The 3,460-nt window shown below is 31.4% G+C and carries 1 protein-coding gene and 2 pseudogenes; 1 reads left to right on the top strand and 2 read right to left on the bottom strand.

All coding sequences use genetic code 11. The features are described 5' to 3' along the window. A pseudogene (locus QZ260_RS12320) lies at positions 1–670 on the top strand (Na/Pi cotransporter family protein); the annotation flags it as partial. Between the two features lie 39 nt (positions 671–709). On the opposite strand, the gene QZ260_RS12325 reads toward QZ260_RS12320, so the two are convergent. Together QZ260_RS12325 and QZ260_RS12330 are read right to left on the bottom strand one after the other, a co-directional pair. Then, positions 710–3,031, bottom strand: coding sequence for an inorganic phosphate transporter (locus tag QZ260_RS12325; protein ID WP_295986689.1), 2,322 nt, complete (start codon positions 3,029–3,031; stop codon positions 710–712). A 78-nt stretch (positions 3,032–3,109) separates the two neighbouring features. After that, positions 3,110–3,460 (bottom strand): annotated as a pseudogene (locus tag QZ260_RS12330) (porin); the annotation flags it as partial.

Raw genomic sequence — 3,460 nt, forward strand, 5'->3', positions numbered from 1 at the left:
TTTATATGAGAAAAGTGTTTTTGAAATTGTAGCGCATGCATTAAACATTCATAGAGAGGACATAAAATCTGAAGAAAAACTAAAAAAGGTTATCAAAAAATCTAACATTGATTTAAAAACAAATGTTGATGATTTATATTATAGTAAAGTTAAAATTATTTATGGCGAAATTATAAAATATGCTTCTACAGCTCAAAGTACTTTAAGTTTAAATAATAGGCAAGTAATAGCTATTACAGATATAAAAATAGCTAATAGAAAAATGGTAGAAATTATTAAAGATGTTAGAGAGTTAAATAAAAACATTACTAGGGTTTTAAATCTAGAAAATAAATACTTGCAAAAGGAATACGACGGTTATAGGAAAAAACTAACCAAGGTATTACGAGTTATATATTTATTTAGAACTGAAAATAACGCAAATAAATATGAGTTACAGCTAGAAGAATTAAAGCAAGAAGCAAAAGTTAATATTAGAAAAAGCAACAAATCGATAGACAAGTTAATAAGAAAAAATTTAATTACAGCAGAAATGGCTTCATCCTTGTTTAATGATTATACCAATGTAAATGATATGATTAAAAAGTTAATTGATGTTGCTGAATTATTATATAGTAAAAAAGATACCTTATTGGAAGAGTCTTCTGAAAATGAAAACACCACTGAATAAAATCTTTATTCAGTGGTGTTTAATTTGATTTTTTAGTTCTTATCCTCCAATTTTCTCATCCAAAACAACATCAATATCGATTGTTGCAGGTTTAACTGATGCATCATGAGCAGTATAATACTCCTCTAAAAGATTCATCGTAGCTGATAGCAAGTCTTTTGTTTCTATCAACACACTAAAGTATAAGGTCGTATTTTTTGGACTAGATTCTTCTGTCCTTGTGCGCTCCACTTGCTTTTGGATTTTATCTGAAACTAAAGAAACTATTTCTTTTTTTCTACTTAAAATAGCTCCGATTTCTTCAAAGGAACGAGAATCAAACGCCTTTTTTGTGTTATTGAAAAGTCTTTCAAAACGTTGATCAACTTCTTTTAATTCTTTAATCTGACTAAATTTTAGTTTTTTATGGTTATTGTTTACATGTTTATGACTCACTTTAGAGATATATTCTAAAGATTGTGTCATATCCTGTAAGTAACCTAAAATATTAATGTAGAAATTACTAGCACCTATACTTGATTCATCTAAATTTTTAATAAAATAGAAGATATTATCTCTTAAGCTATCTACTTCTAACGATAATTTATCTATTTGTTTTTGATTCTTTTTAAGTAAAGATAAATCTTGTTTTGCCAAACCATTAATGGCATTTGAATATATCTTGTTACCACGCTTTACAACATTGGCAATGTTACCGGCGCTTTCATGAATAACACCTTGAACAGAGCTGCTTTCCGCAATTTGCAAACTATCTTCTGATTTTACTAGTTTTGATTTTTTATTATGTGCAATTGAACTTCTAATTAATAATCCGAAAGCAGCAAATAATAAAATAGGGAACATGACATTAATATTCAAGTTCAATAAATAGGCTACTAGAGCTGCAGCGGTAAAAGCACTAAATGCTGTAAAAAACCAACCACCTATAACATTTAATACACCAGCTACTCTGTATACAGCACTTTCTGCTCCCCAAGCTCTATCTGCTAAAGAAGTACCCATGGCAACCATAAAAGTTACATAGGTTGTAGATAGTGGTAGTTTATAGGATGTAGCAATAGATATTAATACTGCAGCAACCATTAAATTAACAGCAGCTCTTACCATATCGAAAGCGGGTAATTCGTGCGTTTTATCTTTAGAAAGAGCTATAACAGGTGTTTCGAATTGTTTCTCAATTTTTGCTTGCCATGAATCTGGTAACATGTACGCAGACATTTGTGACATTAACATGGCAGATCTTACAAAACCACGAGATAAAAAGTTAGGTTGAAAACGTTCTTTTGTTTCTCCTTGACTAGATAAGTCTAAAGATGTTTTTACAACTCCTTTTGCTTTTGACGAAAACCATAATGTTAATACCATAATCATTCCGGCTCCAAATAATAACCAGTTGTTTGTTGGTACTTTTTCAGCTAATACATCCATTGGGAATGCAGAAGCAGCTACTCCAGAAGCAGACCATTCTTGAAAGGCATTGTATGCTGCAACAGGAACTCCAATAAAGTTCACTAAATCGTTACCTGCAAAAGCTAATGCTAAAGCAAAGGTTCCTACTATAATAATAAGTTTATAAATATTTGTTTTTACAAAAGCAATTAGTGCATATGATAATAGTGACCAGAAAACAGAACTAACCAATACTATAGATAAAACTTGCTCTTCTAAAAAGTCTTTCATCGTTCCTCCTCCAAGAATATCAAAAGATTCTTTAGCATACGACGTCCCTTTTAAACCTTTCATGAAAATGAAATACGTTATTGCCGTTAAAGCGAATCCGCCAAATAAAGCCCCAACCCAATGTGCCTTCTTTTCAAAATTATAAGATAATAGGATTCTAGAAACCCATTGAACTAATGCCCCAATGGAGAATGCGACGACAACAGAGAGGAGTATCCCAAATATAATCTGAGAAGCTTTTGATGTATTAATGTAATTTATTACATCACTAAAATCACCACCATCATGACCTATTTTAATCAAGGCCATAGCAACGGCAGCACCCAGTAATTCAAATACTATTGAAACGGTCGTGGAAGTAGGCATACCTACAGAGTTAAAAAAATCGAGTAACAATATGTCCGTAATCATTACAGCCATAAAAATTATCATAATTTCATTAAACATAAACTCGCCAGGGTTAAAAATACCTTTACGAGCAACTTCCATCATGCCACTTGAAAAAACTGCACCAACAGCTACACCAAGACTTGCAACTATCATAATAGTTTTAAAAGAAATGGCTTTTGAACCAATGGCAGAATTTAAAAAGTTTACGGCGTCGTTACTAACACCAACCACCAAATCAGCAACAGCTAAAATGGCTAAGGCGATAATCATGTACAAATAAATATTATCCATAAGGTTTTGTTGTAATAAGGTTGCTAATATCATAACTATTAATGATTAGTATGTTATGTAATTGTTATTATTTATCGCTTAAAAGTGGATGTCAAATCCTAGTCTAAAAGTTATATTATCATCATTTCCATCTAAGGTAGTATAGCTTATATCAGACTGTACCTTTAATTTATGACCAACAACATATTTGTTAACACCAAGCGTATATTGCTCTGTTGGTAATGCTCCAGTAACATTTTCATATTCTAATGTTGTAAAACGAGCAGCTATTTCGTAGTTACTCTTAAATAAATAACCAGCCTGCAAGTTTAATGCATTACCAGTTAATACAAGGTCTCCAGTAGGTGTTAACCCATCTAGTTCAGTTGCTATTTCATCATCGGCCGTTCGTTTTGCATATTCACCCATAAATGAAAACCCATTGTATTT

Source organism: uncultured Algibacter sp., from assembly GCF_905480415.1.
GTDB lineage: Bacteria > Bacteroidota > Bacteroidia > Flavobacteriales > Flavobacteriaceae > Algibacter_B.